The following is a 21,513-nucleotide window of genomic DNA, read 5'->3' as shown; positions in this document are numbered from 1 at the left end:
AATAGCCTTTGATCGAAGTCAAGGAGCGGCGTCAAAATCTGCATTTGAGTTGATGAATGCTGCCGGTCCTCAGGGAATGTTTCATGCGATTCTTATCGATCAAGGTTGTGCTGCCGGCGATTGTCGGTGGGCTCGCTCTTCTTGGGATTTTCATGGCGGGCGACGCGGCGTTCACAGCCCTTCGCGGCGTCGAGGCGGCTTCGGCCTACCGGAACGTCAATCAAGTGGCCAACGGATTGGTCGTCGCCGCCGGTGAGTACGCCCTCGAACGGGGCGTCACCAACGGCGCGCTGAACGGCTCGGCCTCTCTCCCCGCCGACCGGCGCGCCCGCCTGCAACAGCGCCGGGACGCAGCCGACGCCGCGCTGCGCAGCGCGCTGGAGGATCTGCGCGCCGTGCCTGAAACGGCTCCGCATGGTCCGCGCCTCGGCGAGGTGGAGGCCTCGTTGACCGCCTTCCGGGGCTACCGGCGCGGGGTGGACGAAGCGTTGGCCCGCGACGCCGACGCACGGTCGCCGGACGTGGTGTCGGGCTTCAGCGGCACCATCACCGCTCACATCGAACGGATCGGCGCCTTGCGTCTGCTTCTGGAAGCGGTCGCTCCGCCGCCGAAGACGGCGACGCTGCAACTTGTCCAATTGCGCGGCTACGCGGCGGACATGGCCGAACACGCCGGGCGGGAGCGTGGGCTGTTCAGCGCGCTCGTCGCCAGCCGTCGGCCGGTCGCTTCCGCACAGGCCGAAGCCCTGGCGAAATCCCGCGGACGGCTGGAACAGGCGTGGGACGGCATCCGCGCGCTGCGCACCCGGCCGGACATCACGCCCGATCTGGCGCGGGCCATCGATGGGGTCGAGGCCGCTTACTTCCACGCTTTCGCCGAGACCCGGCAGGCGATGCTGAAGGGTGGCGCGGATGGCCGGTATCCGTTGACCACCGACGAATGGATGAGCCGGGCGACCGTGGGCATCGATTCCATCCTCATGATGGCCGGCACGGCGGGCGCCGCCATCGACACGGCAGTCGCGGAGTCCGCGGAGGAGGCGCGGATCGACCTGCTCGTCAGTCTCTCCGTCTTGACGCTCAGCCTGCTTCTGGGTGTGGGGGGATCGCTGCTGGTGATCCGGCGGATCGTCCGCCCGCTGACGGCGATGACCGGGGTCATGCGGCAACTGGCCGACGGCGACCTGGGGGTGGCCATTCCCGGCACTGGGCGGCGCGACGAGATCGGAGCCATGGCGCAGGCCGTCGAGGTCTTCCAGGAGCATGCGGTCGCGCGCGAGCGGCTGGAGGCGGAGCAACGGCGCGAACAGGAGATGCGCGAGCGGCGAGCGGCCGCGCTGGACCGGCTGACCCGAGGCTTCGAAGCCAAGGTGAGCGGGCTGGTCGGCACACTGTCGTCCGCCGCGACGGAGATGGAGGCGACCGCCGGTTCCATGTCCACGGCGGCTCAGCAGACCGACCAACAGTCCTTTGCCGTGGCCACCGCGTCCGAACAGGCCTCCACGAACGTGCAGACCGTGGCGGCGGCGACCGAACAACTCACCGCGTCCATTCGGGAGATCGGCAACCGCGCCATCCAGTCGCAGGCCATCGCGACACGGGCCGTCGAAGACGCCCGGCGGACGGACGAGACGGTGCGGCTGATGGCCGGCTGCGCGCAGCGCATCGGCGAGGTGGTCGGGCTGATCCAGGCGATCTCCAGCCAGACCAACCTGCTGGCGCTCAACGCCACCATCGAGGCCGCCCGCGCCGGCGATGCCGGCAAGGGATTCGCCGTCGTGGCGCACGAGGTGAAGACGCTGGCGAGCCAGACCGCGCACGCAACCGACGACATCGCGGCCCAGATCGCCCAGGTGCAGGCCGTCACGCGCGACGCCGTCTCGGCGATCCAGGACATCGCCGCCGTGATCGGCGAAGTGAACGAGATCGCCACGGCCATCGCCGCCGCGGTGGAGGAGCAGGGCGCCGCCACCCAGGAAATCACGCGCAACGTCCAGCAGGCGGCCGTCGGCACGCAGGAGGTCGCCTCCAACATTGCCGGCGTGCGTCAGGCGGCCAACGACACCGGGACGGCGGCGACCCATGTGCTGAGCGCGGCTCAGGAGCTGTCGCAGCAGGCGGAGCGGCTGACCGGCGAGGTCGGCGACTTCCTCGCCGGCGTCCGCAGCGCCTGACCGTACCGATTGTCCGGGCCGTGCCCAGCGTTCGGACGGTGCTCAGTGGTGGGCGGACTCGTCTCCGGCGCCGTCCTGACCGAAGCTGTGCAGGATGCGGGCGAAGCTGGTGGCTCCGGCGCTGCGCATGGGAACGAAGGGCTTGCCCATGCGGCGGCATAGCCCCTTTACCCGCAGGCAGGCGTCGTGACTGACGCAATCGACGGGACAGACCACGACGTCGGCGCGCTCCACCAGCCCTTCCAGGCAGCGGGTCGTCTGCTCGAACCCGCCGTCGTGGTGCAGCAGGCAGCCGTTGCGCGTCTCCACCGCCGCCCGCAGATGGGGCAGGCTCTTGGTCCGTCCGCCCACATAGAGGATGGCCCGCCCGCCGAGGTCGGTCGGGGCGTTCGTATCGGCGGCGGCAGCGCGGCGGAGTTGCGTGGCCGGCGCGTCGAGCAGGCGGCGCAGCCGCTCCACCTCGGCCTCGGCGTGGCGGGCGCGCATGCGCTCGCTGGCGACGCGGCGGTGCAGGGCGTCCATGGTGCGCAGCAGCCGCGCTTGGCCCGGCGCCCGTCCCGAAGCGGCCTTCGGGACGTTGGGCGTTTCCGGAGCCGCGGGGGCGGCCCGCTGGGTGGCGAGCTGCGCTTCCAGCTCCCGGATGCGGGCGTCCTTCTCGGCGACGCGTTCGGCGGCGGCACGCTCCTGCTTCGCCAGCCGGGCGGTCAGCTCCTCGCAGCGCCGGGCCAGATCACGGTTCTCACGCAATTGGCGGCGGTTCTCACCGCCCATGATGTGGGAGAGCATGTGCACGTCGGCGAAGGCGCGCACCCGAACCGCGTCGGGCATGGCGCCGTGGCTCAGCACGCCCCAGTAGGCGGCGGCGACGTCGCCCGAGGCCACCGCGGCGGTCCACAGCGCCATCCAGCCCTCTTCGGTCGTCTCGCGGGCGAAGCGCTTCACCGCGGCGGCGAAGGTCTCGTCCAGCCGCTTGTGCATCAGCCGGGCTTCCGGCCCGTCCTCCGCGGCCTTCTCCACGAAATACCGGTGAATGTCGTAGGGGCGGGCGTCCGCCGTGGGGACCAGCTTCAGCCGTCGGCACAGCCACGCCACATCCTCCGACGACAGGCAGGTGCCCACGATCGAGCAATGGTATTCCGTGGGAATCGTCCACAGCTTCCGGCGCTTGGCCTGTCCCAGAACGCAGGAAGGCACGGTCTTCCGACAACGCTCACACATCGTCTCCGCCCCCGAGTGGTTTCGGCTGTTGAGTCTCCGGTTCCGTCCGGAGCCAAGCGGGGCCGTGGAGCGGAACATGCCCCACTAATAATGCGATTCATTCGCATTTGCAAATGAAGAGCGAAGCGGGTTCGCTTCCGGGGAGGCGGCTCAGGCCGGCAGAACGCGCTCGATCGTCAGCCGGCGCGTGGTTCCGTCCGCGTCGCTGTACGGCATGTGAGCCCCTTCTCGCAGGCCGAGCAAGGCCACCCCCAGAGGGGACGCGACGGTGATCTGGTCGTCCTTGGGCGATTGGTCCGGGTAGACCAGTTCCCCCCATTCGGGCGGCATGCCGTCGTCGCGGCGAAACAGGAACCGGCTGCCCATGCGTACGATCGTCCGGGGGAGGTCGCATTCCGGGCGGACGATCGCCCGGTCCAACTCCCGCGACAGGAACGCCGAGACCTCCGGGGCCTGCACGGCCAGCCGGTCCATTGCCCGCAGCAGGCGGCCGTAATCCATGCGTCCGATCCAGATCAGCGGCCGGTCGGTTCCCTCGGTCATCGATGCGTCCTCGACTGCGCGGCGGTGGTGTTTCAAACCCGGAGGAACTCTCGCCCACGGGCATTGTCCGCGGCCATCCGTATGATTACGGAGCGCAAGACGCAGATCGGTCTGTAAAAAATTGTTGTTGTTTTGCAGCAGCTTACAGGGTTTCCGTAATAATACGGATATTTTGATCCGGGTTATTCCCCAGTAGAAAAGCCGTCATATGCCTTAGGGGAAGTGAGCAGAACCTTCCAGGAAGGAGATGCGGCCAACCTTCGGTGCTCCTGACCGAAACCATGGGGAAAGTGATGGACGATCTGCTTTCGGGGGCGCTGAGCCGCCTGGATGAAGCCGCCAAGCACGTCGAGGTGGATTCCGAGGTTCTCGAGAAGCTGAAATACGCCAAGGAGACCTTGAGCGTCCGCCTGTCCGTGCGCATGGACGACGGATCGCGGCGCTCCTTCCCGGCGTGGCGGTGCCGTTACGACGACACGCGCGGCCCGACCAAGGGCGGCATCCGCTTCCACCCGAGTTCCAACGTGGAGGAGGTGACCACGCTGGCCTTCTGGATGACCTTCAAGTGCGCGGTGATGAACCTGCCCTATGGCGGGGGCAAGGGCGCGGTGAAGGTCGATCCGCACAGCCTGTCCAAGTCGGAGCTGGAGCGTCTGTCGCGGGCCTATGTGCAGGCCTTCGCCGGCATGATCGGACCCGACCGCGACATCCCGGCGCCGGACGTCTACACCAACTCCATGATCATGGGGTGGATGGCCGACGAGTACAGCTCCATCGTGCGCCAGCCGAGCCCGGCGGTCATCACCGGCAAGCCGCTGCCGCTCGGCGGTTCGCTCGGGCGCGACGACGCGACCGCGCGCGGCGGCTACTACCTCATCAAGCATCTGGAAGAGGATCTGCGCCTGTCCGGATCGGCCCGCCGGGTGGTGATCCAGGGCTACGGCAACGCCGGCTTCCACATCGCCCGCCTGCTGCACGCGGACGGCTACCGCATCGTCGGCCTGTCCGATTCCCGCGGCGCCATCGTCTGCGCGGACGGGCTGGACCCGCTGGCCGTGCAGACGGCCAAGGAGCGGGGCGGCTCGGTGACCGCCTACACCGAAAACGGCGCCCGCGCGGTGACCGGCGACGAGCTGCTGGGCACCGATTGCGAGATCTTGGTCCCCGCGGCGCTGGAGGATCAGATCCACAAGGGCAACGCCGGGCTCATCAAGGCACGCGTCGTCCTGGAACTCGCCAACGGCCCGGTCACGCCGGACGCCGACCGCATCCTGAACGAGGCCGGCGTCGTCGTCCTGCCCGACATCCTGGCGAACGCCGGCGGCGTGACCGTGTCCTATTTCGAGTGGGTGCAGAACCGTCAGGGCTACTATTGGGGTCTCGACGAGATTCACGAGCGCCTGCGCGCGATCATGGAGACCGAGGGCCGCCGGGTCTGGAACATGGGCACGACCCGAAACATCCCGATGCGCACGGCGGCCTACGCGCACGCGCTGGAACGGCTGTCAAAGGCCATCGCCGCGCACGGTACGCAGCCGTTCTTCGTCGGCTGATCCGTGCGTCGCGGTGATGGGAGCCCGCCGGGCTCCCGCCCGTCGCACAGGCGCCCATCGCATGGGCGCCCATCGCATGGCGAACGCGCCGGTTGGACGGTATGATCCGTGCTTGGTCCACCCGTGCCGTTCCGCTCGTGCAGCCCGAAAGAATGCCTTGAGATGCCTTTCCCACCCGCCAGCCGTGCGACGGGAGCGCCTGCCATTCTGACCGGCCGGGACATGGTCGTGCTGTCCCTTGCCTTCCTGGCGGCCTATCTGCCCATCGACTGGCTGACCTTCATCCACCCCCGCCCGAGCCTCAACATCACGCCGTGGAACCCGCCGGCGGGGCTCTACATGGCCCTTCTGCTGTGGACCGGCGCGCGCGGCCTGCCGATGGTCTACGCCACGCTGATCCTGGCCGATCTGGTGGTGCGGGGGCATCCGGCCTCCATCTCCTCGCTGCTGCTCTCGAACCTCGCCATCGTCGCCGGCTACGGGGCCGCCGCCCATATCCTGCGCCGCCGGGTGGCGATCGGTCTGGCGTTGAACCGGGTGCGCGACGTCGGCTGGCTGGTCGGCGTCACTTTCCTGAGCGCCGCCGTCGTGGCGCCCGTCTTCGTCGGCGTGTTCGTCCTGGACGGGGCGTTGCCTGCGGCCGACCTGCCGACGCTGGCGTTCCAATACTGGTTGGGCGACGCCATCGGCATCGCCGTGGTCACGCCCTTCGTGCTCCTTCTGCACCGGCCGGACCGGACGCCCGCCTGGAGCGTGCCGAAGACGCCCACCGCCGCCCAGACGGCGGCCATCGCCGCGGCCCTGTTGCTGGTCTTCCTGCCCATCGGCGACGGTCAGTTCAACCTGTTCTACGTTCTGTTCCTGCCCCTCGTCTGGGTGGCCGTGTCGCACGGCCTGCCGGGCGCGGTGCTGGCGGCCCTGGCCATCCAGAGCGGCCTGATCGCCGGGCTGCAGGCGATCGGTCTTCCCCTGGGTGCGGTGGTCTATCATCAGACGCTGATGCTGGCGCTGGCCATCACGGCCCTGTTCCTCGGCGCCCTGGTCAGCGAGCGGCGCGAGATCGAGGTCCGGCTGCGCGAACACCAGACCGAGCTGGCCCATCTCTCCCGCCTCACGGTGACGGGGGAGATGGCATCCGCCCTTGCCCACGAGCTGAATCAGCCGCTGCTGGCCGCCATAAGCTATGCCCGCGCCGCCCAGCGCCTTTTGGAAGGGGACGACACGCCGCCGCGCGCCCACGAACTCATCGACAAGGCGGTGATCCAGGCGGAACGCGCGGGCGAGGTCATTCGCGGGTTGCGCACCTTCCTGAGCAAGGGGTCGCTTCAAGTGGCGCCGGAATCGGCCAGCGAGATCCTGCGCGAGACGCTGACGCTGGTGCGGGGGGACGCGGCCTACAACCGGGTCCAGCTGCGGGTGGATATGGCGGAGCCGCTTCCCCTCGTGCTCTGCGACCGCATCCAGATCGAGCAGGTCCTCCTCAACCTCGTGCACAACAGCATCGAGGCCATCGCCGCGGCCGACAGCCCGGTGCGCGAGGTCGTCCTGCGTGTCCGGGCCACGCCGCCGGACGGTTTGACCTTCGAGGTCGAGGACAGCGGCCCCGGCGTGTCGGCGGGCATGGTCGACCATCTGTACTCGCCCTTCGCCACCACGAAGCCGGCGGGCATGGGGCTCGGCTTGCCCATCTGCCGCTCGATCGTCGAAAGCCACGGCGGCAGGCTGTGGCTCGGCCGCACCGGCGCGACCGGTTCCGTTTTCCAAGTCTTTCTGCCCGCAGCCCGTTCCGACACCCGGCCGTCTCATGACCCAGACCAATAATCCCTTCACCGGCGAACCGACCGTCTTCATCATCGACGACGACGAGGCGGTCCGCGACGCGCTCTCCGTTCTGGTCGAGGTGGCCGGCCTGTCCGTGCGCACCTTCGTCAACGCGCTGGAATTCCTGCACCGTTACAGCCCGGAGCAGCCGGGCTGCGTGGTGGCGGACCTCCGCATGCCCTTCATGGACGGGCTGGAGCTTCAGGAGGAACTGTCCCGGCGCGGCTGCGGCCTGCCGGTCATCATCATCACCGCCCATGGCGAGGTGAGTTCCGCCGTCACCGCCTTCCGGGGTGGGGCGGTCGATTTCCTGGAAAAGCCGTTCGACGACGGCGTGTTCCTGCGCCGTGTCCACGAGGCCTTGCAGCGCGATGCCCACCAGCGCCGGGATCGTTCCGCCGCGGAGTCCGCCCTGGCGAAGCTGGCCCTTCTCAGCCCCCGTGAACGGGATGTGGCGGCACTGATGGTGGAGGGCTGCGCCAACAAGGCCATCGCGATCCGCCTCGGGATCGGCGTCCGCACGGTGGAGACCCACCGGGCGAACATCCTCAGCAAACTCGACATCCGGACGGTTCCGGAACTCATGCGCCTGTGGATGCACACCGCGTGATGCGCATCCAGGTCGTCGGCACTTGAGCGGTCGATGCGTACGTCGGTTCAGCGCAGGAAATACTGCACCGGCACCACCAGCTCCATGCGGTCCTGCGCCACCTCCGGCGGCGGGGCCGGGAGCGGGGAGGCGCGTTCGACCAGGGCGATCGTCTCCTCGTCCAGCGCCTCGAAACCGGAGCCCTTGTGCAGCCGCACCGACACCACCCGGCCCTGCCGGTCGATGGTGATCGCCACCTGCGGGACGCCCTGCTGGCGCCGCATCTGGGCGATGCGGGGGTAGCGCTTGTAGCGCTCCAGATGGCCGAGCACGGCGCCGTGCCACGTGGGCAGAGCGTTGCTGTTGCGTGGCACCGGCGCCGCCTGGGCCGGAGCGCCCGACGGCGGGGCGGCGGGAGCGGGGTTGGCCGGGGCTTCGGTCATCGGCTTGGGCTGCGCCTGAGGCTCCGGGCGCGGCTTCGGCGGTTCGGCCTTGGGCTTCGGCTTGGGCTCTTCCTTGGGCTTGGGCTTCGGCTTGGGCGGCGGTTCCGGCAGGGCGACCTCCGCCGGCACGGGCGGCGGCGGCTCCGGGGCGATCTCGGGAATGGGCTCCGGTTCCGGTTCCGGCTCGATCACCGGCTCGGGCGGCAGCTCCGGCTCCGGGAGCATCGATTCCAGGGTCGGCGGCTCGGCGGGCGGCGTTTCCGGCAGCGGCGGCAGGTCGAGCATCACCGCGGGCGGCATCGCCGGCGCCTCCTCCATCGCGACGTGCCAGGACAGCGCACCGACCGCGACAAGGGCGTGGGCGCCCAGCACGACCAGCAGGCTGCCGCCCCAGCGCGCCAGGGCGGGGGCCGTGCGCTCGCCGTCCTCCGGAAGGTCGTTGGGATCGACGGTCGCCACGCTCATTTCGCGGCCGCGCCTTCCAGCCCGACCAGGGCGATCTTCAGATAGCCGGCGGCGCGCAGCGCGTTCATCACCTCGGTCAGCGCGCCGTAATCCACGCTGCGGTCGGCGCGCAGGAAGACGCGCGCGCCCTTGTCGCCGTTCGTCACGCCGTCCAGCGCCGCCGCCAGGGCCTCCCGCGCCACCGGGGTGTCGCCCACCGACAGGCTGTTGTCCGCCTGGATGGTCAGGAACAGGGGCTTGTCGGGCCGCGGCTGCGGCTGGGCGGTGGAGGCGGGCAGGTCCACCGGCACGTCCACCGTCGCCAGCGGCGCGGCCACCATGAAGATGATGAGCAGCACGAGCATCACGTCGATGAAGGGCGTGACGTTGATGTCGTGCGACTCGGTGAGATCGTCGCCGTCGTCGAGACGCGCCGCCATGGCCTTACTCCGCCGCCTTGGACACGGCGCGCGGCAGGGCGCGGCGGTCCATGTCGCGGCTCAGCAGCCGCAGCACGGCCGCCGAGGAGTCGCCGAGCTGGGCGCGGTAGCCGCCGATGGAGCGGGCGAAGCCGTTGTAAATGACCACCGCCGGGATGGCCGCGACGAGGCCGATGGCCGTCGCCAGCAGCGCTTCGGCGATGCCCGGCGCCACCACGGCGAGGTTGGTCGTCTGCGACTTGGCGATGCCGATGAAGCTGACCATGATGCCCCACACCGTGCCGAACAGCCCGACGAAGGGGGCCGTGGAGCCGATGCTGGCGAGGATGCCGGTGCCGCGCATCATGCGCCGCCCCTCCGCCGCCTCGATCCGCTCCAGGCGGGAGGCCGCGCGCTCCTTCAAACCCTCCTGCGAGGGGGCGTCGGCGGACTGGTGCGCCTCGGCGATCACAGCGCGCAGAAAGGCGGTGGCCGGGGTCTTCTCGAAGCCGATGCTCTCCGCCGCCTGGGTCAGCGAGCGCGCCTGCTCCAGAGCCGCCAAGGAAGTCCGCGCCTTGCGCTTGGCCTTCGACAGTTCCAGCGACTTGGCGAGGAAGATGGTCCAAGTCGCCACCGAGGCCAGCGCCAGCCCGATCATCACCGCCTGCACCACAGGGCTCGCGGCCATGAACATGCCCCAGGGGGACAGGTCGTGCGGCAGCGTCGCCGTCGCGGCGGTTAAATGCTCGACTGCTCCCGCCGCAGCGTCCGGCGCCGCCAGCGCGTCGGCGGCGGGCGCCGTCACAGGCGCCGTCATGGGCGCTGCCGTGGAAGCCGGTGCCGCGGGAGCGCCGCCGTTGGTTGCGGGGGTGCCCTGCGCCCAGCCAACTCCGCTCGACAGGAAGGTGCCGGCGGCGGCCATCGCGGCGATGGAACGGGTGTGAAGCGCTGTGAACATTGGCGGTTCGAACTTCTTTGCGGCTGACTTCCTTCCTGTATAGTGCGAACGACTCTCATTTGCACCCATAAAGTGCTATATTGCTGCTATGCGACAAATGGGCATCGTGGCGGTTGTTCACGGCGTGGATTGTGAACCGCCAGGGGAATGTGCGATGCCCAACGTCCGGACCGTATCGGAACATGGCAGCTTCCGGCTTGTCGAGCGGGATGGCCGCTACGCCGTGATCGAAGCGCGCGACGGCCAAGTCTACGGGCTCCACGGGGCGGAAGGTGGCCGTCCCGGCGCGCCGGACCGTCCGGATGCCGCCGAAGCCGTCGTCGCCCCCGATGACTGGAGCGCCGAGGACGACGCCCGCCGCCGCTTCGAGGAACTCACCACTCGCGGCGAGGAACTGGCCCGCAAAATCTGGTGATCCATATCGGGTGACCAGCTCGGCTCAGAACGCCTGGATCGCTTGCGACGAGACCGTCCGCCACCGGGCGTCGGCGTCCTTCAGCATGGTCTGGATGTGGCCGATGTGCACCTGACCGTAGAGGATCAGGATGTTGCGGTCCGGTTCGGCCTTGATCGCCGCCACCACCTTCTCCTCGCGCAGCGTGGTCAGCGCGGGCGGCAGCGCTTCGCGCACCATGGAACCCGACGCGGTGGTGGCCAGCATGATCCGGATGGCGGCCTGGACGCGCCGCTGCACCCAGCCCGGCAGCTTGTCGTACTCGTCCCGAACCTGCGCCAGATCGATGGTCTCCTGGTCGGGGTCGTCGGGATCGTCGGCCGGCAGGGCGGCCAGCAGTTGCGACAGGGTGACGTCGACGTTGCGGGCGTCCGGCCCCGGCGGGCCGATCAGGGCGCGGTTGTCCTGAAGCACCAAGCCGTTGCCGAGCAGGCTCGCCATCATCTCATAGGGATGCTGCTTGCTGTCCGGGTTCCAGTCGGCCCCCAGGCGGCGCAGCACGTCGGCCACCCCGGCGGGGGAGGAGGCGTCGTCGGGACGAACCTCCTCGTAGAAGACCAGCCAGCCTTCCTGACGCCGCTGGGCGATGTGGCGGGCGATTGCGCTGTAGAAGTCCGGCTTGGCGACATGGACCATGCCCTGCATCTCCACCTGCCGCCGCCCGTCGCTCATCACGACTCGCGACAGTTCCAGCGGGATGTGGTCGGCGATCACCGGCAGGGCGGCCACCACCCCAACGGTCAGGGTGACAAGGCCGCCGGCGAGGATGCCGACGGCGATCAGGGCGGTTCGGAGCGCGCGCTTCATGCCCCGACGCTGGCACGAAAAAGCGGTGGGGGCAACCGCTCCGCAGTCAAACGCCAGGACCTACACCCCGACCTCCACCGCGGCGTTGACGATGTAGATCATCTCGTTGCGGTCGTTCTTGTCGGCCAGGAAGATGCCGCTGGGCGCCAGCATGCCGCCGGACACCACGTTGAAGGACACCTGCCCATAAGGGAAGACGGCCCGGACGGCCTCCAGGTCCAGCCGGTCCGCGTCCGCCGGGACGGCGAGATGAACGCGGACCTGCATCCGGCTGGTGTCGCCATCGACCAGCGCGCGCATGCCGGGCATGGAATTGCGCTCGATGGCGTTGCGCACGGCGCGCACGGCGGCCTTGGTCACGTCCTGCCCGTGCAGATCGGCGCCCATGCCGAGTTCGACGAACATCACCTGCTTCATGGTCGTGGGACCCTCCTTGCCCTTAATTCATCAATTCTGAACAGAATGCGGGAAAGTCCCCGCCCCACCGCTCCCGGGCCGCCATTTTTTCGAACTGCGGAAAGCGGTCAGCCGATCCGGAAGGCGAGGTAGCCGTCGGTCCCGGCTTGGCCGGGCACGGCAAGCAGGCCGCCCAGCGTTTGTCCGCTGAAGGTCAGGTTCAGATCGGTGCCGCCGTTGCCGTCGAGGTCGATCCGCGCGGTGGCTCCCTGATAGCCGGCCGTCCCCGTCAGATCCTCCCAGGTCAGTTGGGAGACGGCGTCCGTCCAGCCCCAGGCGATGGCCCATTCCGCCGGTTGCAGGTCGGTGACGGTGGACCATGTGACACCGGCGCCCCGCCCATCGATGTAGAAGGTGTCCGTGCCGGATCCGCCGGTCAGGAAGTTGGAGCCGACACCGCCGTCCAGCACATCGCCTCCGCTTCCGCCCTGCGCGGCGTCGTTTCCGCCAAGGAGATTCATGAAATCGCCTTGTTCGCTGCCGATGACCGCTTCGCCCGACGCCGTCCCCAAAAATTGGTTCCGCAGGCCGGCGACCGGACCGGAGTAGGGCGCCATCCGCACCTCGTAGCTCCGGGTTCCATCCCGAACGAGGGCGCGCTGGTCCGGCTCGGCGCGGGACAGGGCGGCGGCGGCCTCCTGCCGGGTGACGATGCGGTCGGTGAAGGCCAACCGCTCGATGCCGGTCAACCGGTCGGTGCCACCGGCTCCGGTGACGATCAGGTCCGCGCCGCTTCCCGACGGATCGCCGGTCACGAAGGCGTTGGCGGAGGGAAAGTCGTAGAGGACGGTGTCGTTGCCGGTTCCGCCGTCGAGAAGATCGTCGCCGTCGCCGCCGGTCAGCGTGTCGTCTCCGGTGTCGCCCTCCAGCCTGTCGGCGAAGGACGAACCGGTCAGCCGGTCGCCCGCCAATCCCCCGATGACGCTCTCGATGCGGGTGCCGTGTCCGACGAAGAACTGGTTCTGGGCGAGAATCGACGAGTCTTGTGCCGAGAACCATCCCCAGCCGCCCGTCAGGTCCATGGTGACGGGAACGTTTGCCCCCGCCGCGGACAGGGTATCGTTGCCACCGCCATCCCAGAGGTAGCGCCCCGGCGCCCCCGGCGTCAGGAGATACAGGTCGTCGCCCGCGCGCACGGTGGGGTTGGGGCCGTAGAGGCGCTGGATCGCGGCGATGTCATAAACGCCCAGCCCGCCGGGCCAGACGCCGTAATAAGACATGATCGTGTTGGTCCGGTTGTCCTCGGACGGAGGAAGGAAGGGCGGGGTGCCGCTGCCGGTGCCGTTGTAGTCGCCGGGATGCTTCAGGCCCAGCGCATGCCCGATCTCGTGCACATAGGTCCGGTAACCGGCCGATTCGGGGTCGAGGTAAATGTAGGAGCCCGCCGAATTCGGATAGTAGGCCATGCCGGAGGCGCGGAAGACGTCCAGTTGGCTCATGTGGAACTGGAGATTCGCCGTCATCGGCGCGGCCGATTCCACGAAGGCGAGGTTGGCGACCGCGCTCCATTCCCCCATCGCCTGCAACGCCATGGCCCGCTGGCTGTCGTCGAGAGGCCGGAAGCCGGGCACGTAGCGAAGGCCGGCGTCCACCACCCAACCGTAGGTGAGGGTGTAGGGCGCCGTCGCGGTGCCGTCCGGCGGTTCGCCCCAACGGCGCCCGCTGTCGAAGGCGCGGAGGAACAGCGGGTCACCGGAGCCGCCCGTCGTCCGGCGGGCTGTCTCCATTGCCGGGCCCGGAACGGCTTCATCAGAGCTTGATCGATCATCGCCGATTCCGTCCCCGTTCTCGCCAGAACCGGGAATCCGAAATTCGCTCATGTCCGCGCACTCCGTCTGGATGGTCCGGTGTTTTGCTAAATTCGATGCGATTTCCGATGAGTTTTGGCGAAAATATTCGACGTTCGTCTTTCTGTCGGCCAGTATTTATGGCGAAGATCCCAGTGGGCTTCAATGAAGCAGACGGCACTCTCAACATTGGGAGTGAGAATTTTTTCAGCGGATTTTCAGCGTCTTGCGGGGATCCCGCGAGTTTCCTTCCGAAAGTTCGCGGGTGTGCGATGACGTGGGCTTCTGAGCCGAGGATGACTGTCAGAATTTTCAGCAGACACCCGAGAACAATAACCTGAAGGTAAAGGCCCGAATTCTCCGCCGCTATTCAAGAACAGGTCAAAATATAATCGTTAAAGTTTATTAAGACACAATCCTGTCACAGCATAGGCGATGATTCGCGGATTGACAGGATGGGGAGATTCCGCAACCGTTGCCGCAGAACAACAACGGGGGAGAAAAAGAGTGCGGTATGGCTGTGTTGCGCTCGCCATCTGTGCTGTTTCTGTTGGGGCATGCTCGACCGGTGCACAGATCGCCTCCGTCCCGCCAGTGCCGCAGGACACAGTGCCACAGGAGATCGAGTTCGAAGCAGCGTCAGCGCCGGACGTTCCGGACATCGAACCGGTTTATGTTCACAAGGGGAAGGCGTCCTACTACGCCGATTTCTTCCATGGCCGGACCACGGCGTCGGGGGAGCGATTCAGCCAAAACCGGCTGACCGCCGCGTCCCGCCGGCTTCCGCTGGGCAGCCGGGTGACGGTGACCAACGCCGACAACGGGCGCAGCGTCGAGGTCGTGATCAACGACCGCGGCCCCTACGTGAAGGGGCGGGTGATCGACCTCTCCCGAAAGGCCGCCGGCGAACTGGGCATGATCGAGGACGGCGTGGTGAACGTCCGTGTCGAGGCCCGGCCTTCCGACCAGCCGAACCGGTCCCTGCGGCACCGGTTGGAGCGCATGGTCGCCGCCCTTTACCCCGACCGCAAACCGGCGGCCGAACCGCCCGTGACGGTCGCCGAACGGCCCGAACCGGATTTGACCGGCACGGACCTGGGCGCCGCCGAGTAGCGGAACCGCGTCCCGTCTGACGCTTCCCACCCAAACGCACAACGCGCAGGCTTCCGCCCCATCGGCGAGGCGCCGCGAAGGCCGCCGATGCGCCCCCGCGGGCGACGGAGCCGTGCGCACAGAGGAGGTTTCAACCCATGCTCAAACTCGTGATCCGCGACACGCATCACGCCGCCGGCCTGTTCCTGGAGCAGGTGGACAACGTCCGCCAACTCATCGCCGAGCTGAAGGCGCTGAAGCGCCTTCCGTCCGCCTCGCTCTATGTGGAAGGATTGGCCGAGCGTTGCCTGCGGCGCGGCTGGACGGTGATCCCCGCCGACCCGCTGGTCCGCGGCTGCACGTCGCGCACCCACATCGTCGAGCTGCATCTCGACCCCAACCAGCCGGGCGCGCCCTTCGTCGGCATCTACGAACCGGGAGAGGACGGCACCCCCTGCCGGCGCCTGCACGATTCCCTGGAGGGGCTGGCCGGCCGCCTGCGCCTGCCACCCGCCAACACCCGCGCCGTCCCGACGACGGCGGAGCAGGCCCGCGCGCTGGCCGCATAGAGCCATGGCGGCGGCCCGGAAACTCCTGCCCAACTCCCGGCCGCATCCATTGATTGGAATCATACCGTGGCGGGGCGGGCGGGGGTAGCCTGCGGACCGGCAATCCCGCCGCCCGCTGCCCGTGCCCGCCCCCATGACCGTCGAGCATCTCAGCCTCGTCTTCCTGCTGCTCCAGCAGATGTGCGTGTATCTGGTCATCGCGTACATGCTGAGCCGGACGCCGCTGTTCCTGCCGGTGATGCACCTCACCGTGCGCTGGCCGCACAAGCTGGCCTGCTATGTCATCTTCTCCATGTTCTGCGTCATGGGGACCTATTTCGGGTTGCAGATCGACGACTCCATCGCCAACACCCGCGCCATCGGGGCCGTGCTGAGCGGCATCCTGGGCGGGCCGTCGGTGGGGCTGGCGGTCGGCTTCACCGGCGGTCTGCACCGCTACTCGCTGGGCGGCATGTCGGCGGTGGCCTGCGCCATCTCCACGGTGACGGAGGGGCTGATCGGCGGTCTGGTGCACCGCCACTTCGTCAATCAGGGCCGCATCGAGCCGCTGTTCGACCCGCTGCGCGTCGGCGCCGTCACCCTCGTGGCCGAGGTCGCTCAGATGCTGATCATCCTGCTGGTGGCCAAGCCCTTCCCGGCGGCGGTCCATCTGGTGGAGGTGGTGGCTCTGCCGATGATCGTCGCCAACACGCTGGGGGCGGGGCTGTTCATGCGCATCCTGATGGACCGCCGCGCCCTGATCGACAAGCAGTCGAGCGCCTTCTCCGCCAAGGCGTTGAAGATCGCCGCGCGGGCCGACGGCGTGCTGCGCCAGGGCTTCAACGAAGAGAACAGCATGAGGGTCGCCCGCATCATCTACGAGGAGACGGGCGTCGGCGCGGTCGCCATCACCGACCGCGAGAAGCTGCTGGCCTTCATCGGCGTCGGCGACGACCACCATCTGCCGGGCACGCCGATCACCTCGCCGCAGACCTATCAGGCGATCGCCAACAACCAGGTGCTCTACGCCGACGGCAATCTGGTGTCCTACAAATGCTCGATCCATCCGAACTGCCGGCTGGGCGCCTCGCTGGTGATCCCGCTGGTCGGGGAGGACGACCGGGTGATCGGCACCGTGAAGCTGTACGAGCCGAAGACCAGGCTGTTCTCCACCATCAACCGCACGCTGGGGGAGGGCATCGCCCGGCTGCTGTCCAGCCAGATCCTCGCCGGGCGCTACGAACAGCAGAAGGCGCTGCTCGCCCAGTCGGAGATCAAGCTGCTGCACGCGCAGGTGAACCCGCATTTCCTGTTCAACGCGCTGAACACCATCTCCGCGGTCATCCGCAACGACCCGGAGCGGGCGCGCCAGCTCGTGCAGAGCCTGTCGGTCTTCTTCCGCAAGAACCTGAAGCGCCCCAGCCAGGAGGCCACGGTGGCCGACGAGGTGGAGCATGTCAGCGCCTATCTCCAGATCGAGCTGGCGCGCTTCACCGGACGTTTGTCGGTGGAGATCGACGTGCCCGACGCGCTGCGCCACGCCCGGCTGCCGGCCTTCCTGCTCCAGCCGCTGGTCGAGAACGCCATCAAGCACGGCACGTCGCAGCTCCTCGGCCCCGGCCATGTCCGCATCGCGGCGCGGCGGGAGGGCGGCGACCTGCTGCTGGCGGTGGAGGACAACGCCGGCCTCTACGAGGAGAAACCGGGCGGTGACGGGCTCGGCATGTCCATCGTGGACCGCCGCGTCCGCAACCGCTTCGGCAACGGCTACGGGGTGGATGTCGCCTGCGAGGCCGACGTCCTCACCCGCATCACCCTGCGCCTTCCCCTGGACATCCCAGCCGTTGCGGAGACCGCGCCATGATGACCGTCCTGATCGTGGACGACGAGCCGCTGGCCCGCGAGGAATTGCGGCGTCTCCTGGAGGAGTTCCCCGACCTCCAGGTCGCCGGGGAATGCGCCAACGCCATTGAGGCCATCGGCGCCATCAACCGCCAGCCGCCCGACTTGGTCTTCCTGGACATCCAGATGCCGCGGGTCAGCGGGCTGGAGATGCTGAGCATGCTCGATCCGGAGCGGATGCCTCGCATCGTCTTCCTGACCGCCCATGACGAATACGCCGTCCAGGCCTTCGAGGAGCACGCCTTCGACTATCTGCTGAAGCCGGCGGACCCGGCCCGGCTGGCCAAGACGCTGCAACGGCTGCGCCGCGAGCGGGCTCCGCAGGACCTCGCCGTGCTGAAAGACGCCGCTCCGCTGCGGCTGATCCCCTGCACCGGCCACAACCGCATCTCCCTGCTGAAGCTGGACGAGGTGGAATGCGTGGCCTCCAAGGCGAGCGGCGTCTTCGTCGTCGGCGCCGATGGGGAAGAGCGTTTCACCGAGCTGACCCTGCTGACCTTGCAGGAGCGCACCCCGCTGGTGCGCTGCCACCGGCAATATCTGGTCAACCCCGACCGCATCCGGGAGATCCGCCTGATCGACAACGGGCTGGCGGAAATCCAGACGCTGGGCGGCCAGAGCATCCCGGTCAGCCGCCGCTTCCTCGGCCCGCTGAAGGACCGGCTGGGCATCGGGTGATGCTTCCTCTCCCCCTCTCGCGCCCGCTGGGGGGCCCTGACGGCGTCAGGCGGCCCTTGGCCGCCGGGAGCCCCGGGAGAGGGAAGGGCCCCGCGCAAAGCGCGGGAAGGGTGAGGGTCCGGCAAGGATCAGCGCTTCGATCCTCGGTTCTACCCTCACCCGGCGCCTTCGGCGCCACCCTCCCCCGGGGCGGGAGAGGGAAAGACAGCCCCCACCGCTCATCCCCGCATTCCGACCGCTCGCCACGCCAGGACGCCGCTCCGGGGAGAGCACCACACGAAGGGTGAAACCCGGCCTACCGTGACGGCAGTTCCTTCCAAGGAGAGCTGTCATGGATCACGCCCTGACATTTGTGATCGCGACACTCTGCATCCTCGCCCTCTGCTACCGCTTCTACGGCGTGTTCTTTGTGCGCAAGGTGCTCCGTGCCGATGATTCCGAGGTGACGCCGTCCCACATCCTGGCCGACGGGCGAAACTACGTTCCCACCAAGAAGTGGGTGAACGCCGGCCAGCATTTCGCGGCGATCGCCGCCGCCGGCCCGCTGGTCGGCCCCGTGCTGGCCGCGCAGTTCGGCTATCTGCCGAGCTTCCTGTGGCTGCTGATCGGCTGCGTCATCGGCGGCGCGGTGCACGACACGGTCGTGCTGTTCGCCTCGATGAAGCACAAGGGGCAGTCCCTGTCGGAGGTCGCGAAGGCCGAACTCGGCCCCGTCGCCGGCTGGTGCACCGGTCTGGCGATGCTGTTCATCATCACCATCACCATGGCCGGTCTGTCGATGGTCGTCGTCCATGCGCTGGAGCGCAACGCTTGGGGCGCCTTCGCAGTCTTCATGACGATCCCGATCGCCGTCGCGCTCGGCCTCTACGAGAAGATCACCGGCTCGTCCAAGGGCGCCACCCAGGTCGGCATCGCCGCCATCGCCGCCTCGGTCTTCGCCGGCCCCTACATCCAGGGCACGGTCCTGGGCGGCTGGCTGACGCTGCACGCCGAGACGGTCGCGCTGATCCTGCCGATCTACGCCTTCTTCGCCACGGCGCTGCCGGTGTGGATGCTTCTGACCCCGCGCGGCTACCTGTCGAGCTTCATGAAGATCGGCGTGTTCGGCGCGCTCGTCGTCGGCGTTGTCTTCATCAACCCGGAAATCCGCTTCCCAGCGCTCACCGACTTCATCCATGGCGGCGGCCCGGTGCTGGCCGGCCCGGTGTGGCCGTTCATCTCGATCACCATCGCCTGCGGTGCCATCTCCGGCTTCCACGCCTTCATTGGCTCGGGCACCACGCCGAAGCTGATCGACAAATGGAGCGACATCCGCACCGTGGCCTTCGGCGGCATGCTGGCGGAATGCGTGGTCGGCGTCATGGCGCTGATCGCCGCCACCTCGCTGCACCCGGCCGACTATTTCGCCATCAACTCCTCGCCCGCCGCCTTCCAGGCCCTGAACATGCAGGTCGTCGATCTGCCGCGGCTCAGCCAGGAAATCGGCCTCGACCTCTACGGCCGCACCGGCGGCGCGGTGACCCTGGCCGTCGGCATGACGGAAATCTTCACCCGGATCCCGTGGTTCGGCACGCTGGCCTCCTACTTCTTCCAGTTCGTCGTGATGTTCGAGGCGGTGTTCATCCTGACCGCGGTGGACAGCGGCACCCGCGTGGCCCGCTATCTGATCCAGGACCTGGGCGGCGACCTCTATGCCCCGCTGAAGCGTCTCGACTGGGTGCCCGGTTCGATCGCCGCGAGCGTGCTGGCCTGCGTGGCCTGGGGCTACCTGCTGACGTCGGGCGACATCAACTCGGTGTGGGCGCTGTTCGGGGTGTCGAACCAGCTCATGGCCTCGGTCGGCCTGATCATCGGCGCCACGATCATCCTGCGCCTGGGCCAGAAGCGGGTCTACATGCTGACCTGCCTCGTCCCGCTGGCCTACCTGTTCGTGACGGTGAACTACGCCGGCTACTGGATGATCACCAACGTCTACCTGAACCCGCTGGCCAAGGGCTACAACGTCTTCAACGCCGGCATCTCGATCATCATGCTGTCGCTCGGCTTCGTGATCCTGATCGCCGCGCTGAAGAAGTGGAAGGAACTCCTGCGCATCCGCAAGGACACCCTGCCTGAGACGCTGATCGCCACCCCGGCGGAATAACCGGACACCGGGCGACCCGCCTGGAGACGATCGGACGCTCAACCGGAAGAGGTATCGCTGCTCCCCCAGCGGTGCCTCTTCTGCTTTTCTGTGGAATGGTTGAGACGCCACTGAATCCGCGAATTACAAGGGTTGATTCACCATCCGGCGGGTGCCATCCAAGGGCCGGCGCCGTGGCCTCCGGGCTGCGGCGCCGGTTTTTCGTGAAAGGAACAGGTGGTCGGACACATGCCGCAGGTTGCACGGTCGGTACTTTCGCTCCTGCTCGGGGTCGCATTCCTGATGCTGGGCAACGGCGCGCTCAGCACGCTCATCGGCCTGCGGCTGGCCGGCACGGAGTCCGGTGCGGTCGCGGTGGGCCTGATCACCGCGGCCTTCTACACCGGGCTGACCGGCGGCTCGCTGTTCGCCCACCGTGTCATCACGCGGGTCGGCCACATCCGCGCCTTCGCCGCCTTCGCCTCGGTTCTGTCGGCGGCGGCGCTGTCGCACGCCTTGTTCGCCGCGGTGCCGTTGTGGACCGTGCTGCGGCTGGCCGAGGGCTTCTGCATGGCCGGCCTCTACATCTGCATCGAAAGCTGGCTGAACGGCACCGCCAACAACGAGACGCGCGGGCAGATCCTGTCGTTCTACATGGTCACGCTCTACGCCGCCTCGGCGGTGGGCCAGCAGCTGTTGCAGTTGGACGACGAGGCAGGCGTGCGCATTTTCATGCTGATCGCCATTCTGCTGACGCTCGCCCTGGTGCCGGTGGCCTTGACGCGGACCACGCCGCCGACACTGCCGAACGTCGAATCCTACGGCCTGCGGCGGCTGTACGAGGCGTCACCGCTGGGCGTCGTCGGCGTCTTCATCAGCGGGACGGTGACGGGCTCCATCTATGGCCTCGCCCCGGTGTTCGGCGCGGCCTCCGGCTTCGGGGTGTCGGGGACGGCGCTGTTCATGAGCACCCTGATCCTGGGCGGGGTGGCGCTGCAATGGCCGCTGGGGCGGCTGTCGGACCGCTTCGACCGGCGCGCTGTCATCATCGGCCTGTCGGCGGCGCTGGCGCTGGTCAGCGTCGGCATGATCCTGGCGGACGGCAGCGGGCGGCAGGAGACGCTGCTGCTGGTGGCGCCGCTGTTCGGCGGACTGGCCTTCACGCTCTACCCGGTCTGCGCCGCCCACACCAACGACCACGCCGGGCCGGACAACGTGGTGTCGGTCAGCGGCGGCCTGATCCTCGCCAACTCGGTGGGGGCGATCATCGGGCCGCCGCTGGCCTCGGCCACCATGGGATTCGCCGGGCCGGAGGCGCTGTTCGGCTTCATCGCCGCAGGGGCGGGCTCGGCGACGCTCTACGGTCTGTGGCGCACGCGGATGCGCCCGCCGCCGCCCGCCGAGGCGCAGGCGAGCTTCCGCCCGCTGCCCCAGACCACGCCGACCGTCACCCCGCTCGACCCGCTGGGACCGCCCCGGCCGGAATTGGCGGCGGGGGATTGAGG

19 protein-coding genes are annotated in these 21,513 nt (G+C 68.5%); 11 read left to right on the top strand and 8 right to left on the bottom strand.

All coding sequences use genetic code 11. The features are described 5' to 3' along the window. Positions 1–83 precede the first annotated feature (83 nt). On the top strand, positions 84–2,174 hold the full coding sequence (locus H0B54_RS19015) for a methyl-accepting chemotaxis protein (protein WP_211109446.1): 2,091 nt from the start codon (positions 84–86) through the stop codon (positions 2,172–2,174). 42 nt (positions 2,175–2,216) lie between these two features. Here the strand turns inward: H0B54_RS19015 and H0B54_RS30425 are convergent, their stop codons facing one another. Both H0B54_RS30425 and H0B54_RS19005 read right to left on the bottom strand, forming a co-directional pair. Then, a complete protein-coding gene (locus H0B54_RS30425) occupies positions 2,217–3,368 on the bottom strand; it encodes a DUF2325 domain-containing protein (RefSeq protein WP_343068978.1) in 1,152 nt (383 codons plus the stop codon). Between the two features lie 174 nt (positions 3,369–3,542). Then, complete coding sequence (locus tag H0B54_RS19005; protein ID WP_188261634.1) at positions 3,543–3,935, bottom strand: GreA/GreB family elongation factor; 393 nt, start codon at positions 3,933–3,935, stop codon at positions 3,543–3,545. 293 nt (positions 3,936–4,228) lie between these two features. On the opposite strand from H0B54_RS19005, the gene H0B54_RS19000 reads away from it, so the two are divergent. From H0B54_RS19000 to H0B54_RS18990, 3 genes are all read left to right on the top strand, one after another. Further along, a complete protein-coding gene (locus H0B54_RS19000; protein ID WP_188261633.1) occupies positions 4,229–5,488 on the top strand; it encodes a Glu/Leu/Phe/Val family dehydrogenase in 1,260 nt (419 codons plus the stop codon). 162 nt (positions 5,489–5,650) lie between these two features. Continuing rightward, complete coding sequence (locus tag H0B54_RS18995) at positions 5,651–7,309, top strand: ATP-binding protein (RefSeq protein ID WP_246472615.1); 1,659 nt, start codon at positions 5,651–5,653, stop codon at positions 7,307–7,309. After that, positions 7,293–7,919 carry a response regulator transcription factor gene (locus H0B54_RS18990; RefSeq protein ID WP_188261632.1) on the top strand — a complete coding sequence of 209 codons (627 nt, stop codon included), beginning with the start codon at positions 7,293–7,295 and terminating at the stop codon, positions 7,917–7,919. Before H0B54_RS18995 ends, H0B54_RS18990 begins: the two co-directional genes overlap by 17 nt. A gap of 47 nt (positions 7,920–7,966) precedes the next feature. Here H0B54_RS18990 and H0B54_RS18985 read toward each other — a convergent pair whose 3' ends face one another. From H0B54_RS18985 to exbB, 3 genes are read right to left on the bottom strand one after another with little or no spacing between them, the layout of a single operon-like run. Then, positions 7,967–8,806, bottom strand: a complete 840-nt coding sequence (locus tag H0B54_RS18985) for an energy transducer TonB (protein ID WP_188261631.1) — start codon at positions 8,804–8,806, stop codon at positions 7,967–7,969. Then, positions 8,803–9,225: a TonB system transport protein ExbD gene (gene exbD / locus H0B54_RS18980; RefSeq protein ID WP_094304509.1), complete on the bottom strand. Its 423-nt coding sequence runs from the start codon at positions 9,223–9,225 to the stop codon at positions 8,803–8,805. The genes H0B54_RS18985 and exbD overlap by 4 nt, the downstream gene beginning before the upstream one ends. A gap of 4 nt (positions 9,226–9,229) precedes the next feature. Then, a complete protein-coding gene (exbB, locus tag H0B54_RS18975) occupies positions 9,230–10,162 on the bottom strand; it encodes a tonB-system energizer ExbB (protein WP_188261630.1) in 933 nt (310 codons plus the stop codon). Between the two features lie 154 nt (positions 10,163–10,316). On the opposite strand from exbB, the gene H0B54_RS18970 reads away from it, so the two are divergent. After that, positions 10,317–10,577 carry a hypothetical protein gene (locus H0B54_RS18970; protein WP_188261629.1) on the top strand — a complete coding sequence of 87 codons (261 nt, stop codon included), beginning with the start codon at positions 10,317–10,319 and terminating at the stop codon, positions 10,575–10,577. Positions 10,578–10,601: 24 nt separating this feature from the next. On the opposite strand, the gene H0B54_RS18965 is transcribed toward H0B54_RS18970, so the two are convergent. The 3 genes from H0B54_RS18965 to H0B54_RS30280 all read right to left on the bottom strand — a co-directional run bounded on the left by H0B54_RS18965 (position 10,602) and on the right by H0B54_RS30280 (position 13,606). Next, complete coding sequence (locus H0B54_RS18965; RefSeq protein ID WP_188261628.1) at positions 10,602–11,423, bottom strand: hypothetical protein; 822 nt, start codon at positions 11,421–11,423, stop codon at positions 10,602–10,604. Between the two features lie 60 nt (positions 11,424–11,483). Next, positions 11,484–11,840 carry a Lin0512 family protein gene (locus H0B54_RS18960; protein WP_014241764.1) on the bottom strand — a complete coding sequence of 119 codons (357 nt, stop codon included), beginning with the start codon at positions 11,838–11,840 and terminating at the stop codon, positions 11,484–11,486. A 107-nt stretch (positions 11,841–11,947) separates the two neighbouring features. Beyond that, on the bottom strand, positions 11,948–13,606 hold the full coding sequence (locus tag H0B54_RS30280; RefSeq protein WP_281390075.1) for a reprolysin-like metallopeptidase: 1,659 nt from the start codon (positions 13,604–13,606) through the stop codon (positions 11,948–11,950). A 669-nt stretch (positions 13,607–14,275) separates the two neighbouring features. On the opposite strand from H0B54_RS30280, the gene H0B54_RS18950 reads away from it, so the two are divergent. The 6 genes from H0B54_RS18950 (at position 14,276) to H0B54_RS18925 (ending at position 21,511) form a co-directional block, all read left to right on the top strand. After that, a complete protein-coding gene (locus H0B54_RS18950; protein ID WP_188261626.1) occupies positions 14,276–14,779 on the top strand; it encodes a septal ring lytic transglycosylase RlpA family protein in 504 nt (167 codons plus the stop codon). Positions 14,780–14,916: 137 nt separating this feature from the next. Next, on the top strand, positions 14,917–15,327 hold the full coding sequence (locus H0B54_RS18945; protein ID WP_188261625.1) for a hypothetical protein: 411 nt from the start codon (positions 14,917–14,919) through the stop codon (positions 15,325–15,327). Positions 15,328–15,460: 133 nt separating this feature from the next. Next, positions 15,461–17,170 (top strand): sensor histidine kinase, encoded by a 1,710-nt coding sequence (locus tag H0B54_RS18940; protein WP_188261624.1) that lies wholly within the window; start codon positions 15,461–15,463, stop codon positions 17,168–17,170. Beyond that, positions 17,167–17,886 carry a two-component system response regulator BtsR gene (btsR, locus tag H0B54_RS18935; RefSeq protein WP_188261623.1) on the top strand — a complete coding sequence of 240 codons (720 nt, stop codon included), beginning with the start codon at positions 17,167–17,169 and terminating at the stop codon, positions 17,884–17,886. Before H0B54_RS18940 ends, btsR begins: the two co-directional genes overlap by 4 nt. 331 nt (positions 17,887–18,217) lie before the next feature. Continuing rightward, positions 18,218–20,029 carry a carbon starvation CstA family protein gene (locus H0B54_RS18930; protein ID WP_188261622.1) on the top strand — a complete coding sequence of 604 codons (1,812 nt, stop codon included), beginning with the start codon at positions 18,218–18,220 and terminating at the stop codon, positions 20,027–20,029. A 228-nt stretch (positions 20,030–20,257) separates the two neighbouring features. Further along, positions 20,258–21,511: an MFS transporter gene (locus tag H0B54_RS18925; protein WP_188261621.1), complete on the top strand. Its 1,254-nt coding sequence runs from the start codon at positions 20,258–20,260 to the stop codon at positions 21,509–21,511. Positions 21,512–21,513: the final 2 nt, after the last annotated feature.

Origin of the sequence: Azospirillum tabaci, from assembly GCF_014596085.1 — a bacterium.
GTDB lineage: Bacteria > Pseudomonadota > Alphaproteobacteria > Azospirillales > Azospirillaceae > Azospirillum > Azospirillum tabaci.
This window is presented reverse-complemented; position numbering and strand designations above follow the sequence as displayed.

Bases quoted from the DNA above. Each gene is read 5' to 3' on its own strand.
- H0B54_RS19015 (WP_211109446.1), top strand. From the start codon at position 84: ATGCGATTCTTATCGATCAAGGTTGTGCTGCCGGCGATTGTCGGTGGG.
- H0B54_RS19005 (WP_188261634.1), bottom strand. From the start codon at position 3,935: ATGACCGAGGGAACCGACCGGCCGCTGATCTGGATCGGACGCATGGAT.
- H0B54_RS19000 (WP_188261633.1), top strand. From the start codon at position 4,229: ATGGACGATCTGCTTTCGGGGGCGCTGAGCCGCCTGGATGAAGCCGCC.
- H0B54_RS18995 (WP_246472615.1), top strand. From the start codon at position 5,651: ATGCCTTTCCCACCCGCCAGCCGTGCGACGGGAGCGCCTGCCATTCTG.
- H0B54_RS18990 (WP_188261632.1), top strand. From the start codon at position 7,293: ATGACCCAGACCAATAATCCCTTCACCGGCGAACCGACCGTCTTCATC.
- H0B54_RS18985 (WP_188261631.1), bottom strand. From the start codon at position 8,806: ATGAGCGTGGCGACCGTCGATCCCAACGACCTTCCGGAGGACGGCGAG.
- exbD (WP_094304509.1), bottom strand. From the start codon at position 9,225: ATGGCGGCGCGTCTCGACGACGGCGACGATCTCACCGAGTCGCACGAC.
- exbB (WP_188261630.1), bottom strand. From the start codon at position 10,162: ATGTTCACAGCGCTTCACACCCGTTCCATCGCCGCGATGGCCGCCGCC.
- H0B54_RS18970 (WP_188261629.1), top strand. From the start codon at position 10,317: ATGCCCAACGTCCGGACCGTATCGGAACATGGCAGCTTCCGGCTTGTC.
- H0B54_RS18965 (WP_188261628.1), bottom strand. From the start codon at position 11,423: ATGAAGCGCGCGCTCCGAACCGCCCTGATCGCCGTCGGCATCCTCGCC.
- H0B54_RS18960 (WP_014241764.1), bottom strand. From the start codon at position 11,840: ATGAAGCAGGTGATGTTCGTCGAACTCGGCATGGGCGCCGATCTGCAC.
- H0B54_RS30280 (WP_281390075.1), bottom strand. From the start codon at position 13,606: ATGGAGACAGCCCGCCGGACGACGGGCGGCTCCGGTGACCCGCTGTTC.
- H0B54_RS18945 (WP_188261625.1), top strand. From the start codon at position 14,917: ATGCTCAAACTCGTGATCCGCGACACGCATCACGCCGCCGGCCTGTTC.
- H0B54_RS18940 (WP_188261624.1), top strand. From the start codon at position 15,461: ATGACCGTCGAGCATCTCAGCCTCGTCTTCCTGCTGCTCCAGCAGATG.
- btsR (WP_188261623.1), top strand. From the start codon at position 17,167: ATGATGACCGTCCTGATCGTGGACGACGAGCCGCTGGCCCGCGAGGAA.
- H0B54_RS18930 (WP_188261622.1), top strand. From the start codon at position 18,218: ATGGATCACGCCCTGACATTTGTGATCGCGACACTCTGCATCCTCGCC.
- H0B54_RS18925 (WP_188261621.1), top strand. From the start codon at position 20,258: ATGCCGCAGGTTGCACGGTCGGTACTTTCGCTCCTGCTCGGGGTCGCA.